The organism is Metabacillus rhizolycopersici (assembly GCF_020075705.1).
On sequence record NZ_JAIQUM010000173.1, the window covers coordinates 1 to 2,992 of the forward strand.

Here is a 2,992-nt window from a genome sequence, read left to right on the forward strand (position 1 = left end):
TCGTCCATAATCATGATTTATTGTCAGAACTTGAGATTTTTTGTCCAAGCTCAAGGTTTTATTGTCTGGTTTTGAATTTTATTGTCCGAAATCACCAAGGTATCGACCAACCTTCAATTTTCGACATTTTTTTCGTCCCGCTCTGTAACTGCTGTTAATCTTTTTATGTTTAAAAACAACAATCTTTTAGAAAAGAGCCAAAAATAATTAATATTCTATCTTGCATGGATCATTTTTCAAATAAATCTAGTCTACGTACAAACCTCCACAACCTTCACATGAAACAATAAAGGAAACAGACTAGTAGGATCAAAGACCGAAGAGCGGTTTTCTAAACTATCTTCGGTCTTTTTATGTAGTTTTTTCCCCCTATAAGAATAAGATGTTTCCTGTTAATCCATGCTAATAAAAACAGTATTCACCTTTATCGTTTAGAAAAAATGAGAATGGAGTACTCACTTATGACGGGAATTCTTTTAGCCATCCTCGCAGCTGTTTCATGGGGCAGCATTGTATTTGTCAGTAACAAGCTTGGCGGTGACGAAAACAGTCAAACACTTGGAACAACAGTCGGTGCCTTGGTATTTGCCATTGTAGTGTATATTTATAAGATGCCTGAATTATCAACTGTTACTTGGGCAGTAGGCTTTGTTTCAGGTTTACTTTGGTGTATTGGACAAAAAAATCAGTTTGGAGCTGTTCGCTATTTAGGCGTTGCCAAAACAGCACCGATTTCGACAGGCTTGCAGCTGATTGGAACAACTTTCTTTGGCGTTTTTATTTTTAAGGAATGGCAAACTACCACAAGTATCGTGATAGGACTTGCTGGACTTGCTTGTATTATTATCGGTGCCTTGCTTACCTCACTCAATCAGGGTGATGACAAAGGGCAGAAAAAGAGTCAAAAAGAAGGATTACTCATCTTGCTCTTTTCTACTGTAGGCTTTGTCACATATGTCGTATTAATTCGCAGGTTTAATATTGATGGCTGGGCGGCAATACTACCTCAAGCAATTGGGATGGTTACAGGTGCATTCTTTATTACGATACGGGATAAACCATACAACAAGTATGCTATTCGTAATATTTTGACAGGTCTTATATGGAGTACAGGAAATCTTGGACTTTTACTTGCATTGCCTAAAATCGGTGTGGCAACAAGCTTTTCTATCTCGCAAACTGGCATTGTCATCTCAACCATCGGCGGTCTCTTCTTTTTAAACGAGCGTAAAAGTAAAAAACAGGTATGGATTGTTCTCTTAGGATGTTTGTTTATTATCATAGGCGGAGTCTTATTAGGGCTTACAAAAAGATAAAGGAGTGATCAGGATGTATCCAAGTCTTGAAGGGAAAGTCGTCGTCATTACAGGTGGTGCAACTGGCATTGGAAAGGCAATGGCTGAAAGATTCGGTGCTGAAAAAGCAAAGGTTGTCATTAACTATTTCAAAGAGGAGCAAGAACTTAATGCCCTAATAAAGGCAATTGAAGATTCTGGTGGGAGCGCAAGCGCAATCCAAGGAGATGTCACTCAGGAAAAGGATATTAAAGGGATGATTAATCATGCTGTAAAGACGTTCGGTTCATTGGACATTATGGTTAATAATGCCGGTATTGAAAATGAAGTCCCCTCTGAAGATCTTTCACTCACTGATTGGAATAAGGTCATTTCTACAAATTTGACAGGTCAATTTTTAGGGTGTCGAGAGGCGATTGATTACATGCTTGATCATGATATAAAAGGCTCTATTATTAATATGTCGTCCGTTCATCAGAAAATTCCATGGCCTCATTTTGTCCATTATGCAGCAAGTAAAGGTGGAGTCAAGCTGATGACTGAAACACTTGCACTTGAATTTGCTCCACATGGAATTCGGGTGAATTGCATTGCTCCCGGTGCAATTGATACTCCAATCAATAAGGAAAAGTTTGATGATCCCGAATTGAAGAAAGGTGTAGTCGAACTTATTCCAATGGGGTATATCGGTAAGCCTGAAGAAATTGCAGCATGTGCAGTATGGCTTGCTTCAAGTGAAGCCAGCTACGTTACCGGTCTGACCCTCTTTGCTGATGGTGGAATGACCCAATATCCCGGGTTTCAGGCAGGGAAAGGTTAGGAGTTCGAAATGTAACGTTGCTATCTCGATACATACTACCAATTATTTGTTTTTTCTTTCCGTTTCTTTAGCTGTTGCACACAGATAAACCACCTTTATAAAAATTAAAATTCCCAAAACTTATTATATAGCGAGTTTGTCCCAACTGTTTTAGAATCTATCACCTATGTTTTTTCTTCAATGGCTGCAGCTACATACTGTTTACTGCCAGATGTTATCTCAGTAATTTGTGCAATGTTTTCAAATGAAGATTTCATTCTATGCGGATGGCAGTGAAGGAAATCTATGAGGCGATTGGGATTTCGGCTGCCACTTTATATCGATCACTGAAAGAAGAGCAAACCTATTATTGAACTGCCCCATAAATGTTAGACACCAAATCTAACTTTACGGGGTCACTTCATTGTCTAACGATTGGAGTGCAGTTCATTGCTTACGACGGCGTAGGGGGGGTCTTGTGTTCTAATATGTTCTTCCGAAAAGATGTAAGCACTAACTTCACGCACTATTCCCTTCAGAACCTCTCGTAGAAATTCAAGAAATGTTACATGATTATCATCTCCTTCTCTTAAACAGAAAAAGACTGACAACCAACTACCCTCACAATATTTAGTTGCATTTCTATTCTATCATTTTCCCCATAACAAATTTCGGGTGGTCACTGTGACGCAACCCGTATAAAAGATTCTGAAACAAATCAATAAATGATTGAAAATACGATTTCTCTTATAGCCTTTTACCCTTTTTCAGAAGGCTGTTTTCGCAAACTTTGTTGCTATTGTCATATAGAGTGCCACCAACAGTGACCGGTTCGTCTCCATATTTCAGGAATTGGGTAAGTAACTCCACTAAAGTTGCCCGCCTAGGCTCTATATTT

The 2,992-nt window shown here is 38.8% G+C and carries 2 protein-coding genes; both read left to right on the plus strand.

Annotated elements, in window-relative coordinates:
- The first annotated feature begins 461 nt into the window (after positions 1-461).
- Complete coding sequence (locus K9V48_RS27555) at positions 462-1,316, plus strand: GRP family sugar transporter (protein WP_224142248.1); 855 nt, start codon at positions 462-464, stop codon at positions 1,314-1,316.
- Positions 1,317-1,329: 13 nt separating this feature from the next.
- On the plus strand, positions 1,330-2,115 hold the full coding sequence (locus tag K9V48_RS27560; protein ID WP_224142249.1) for a glucose-1-dehydrogenase: 786 nt from the start codon (positions 1,330-1,332) through the stop codon (positions 2,113-2,115).
- The last annotated feature ends 877 nt before the right edge of the window (positions 2,116-2,992 follow it).

Coding starts and splice junctions, on each gene's coding strand:
- K9V48_RS27555 (WP_224142248.1), top strand. CDS start 462: ATGACGGGAATTCTTTTAGCCATCCTCGCAGCTGTTTCATGGGGCAGC.
- K9V48_RS27560 (WP_224142249.1), top strand. CDS start 1,330: ATGTATCCAAGTCTTGAAGGGAAAGTCGTCGTCATTACAGGTGGTGCA.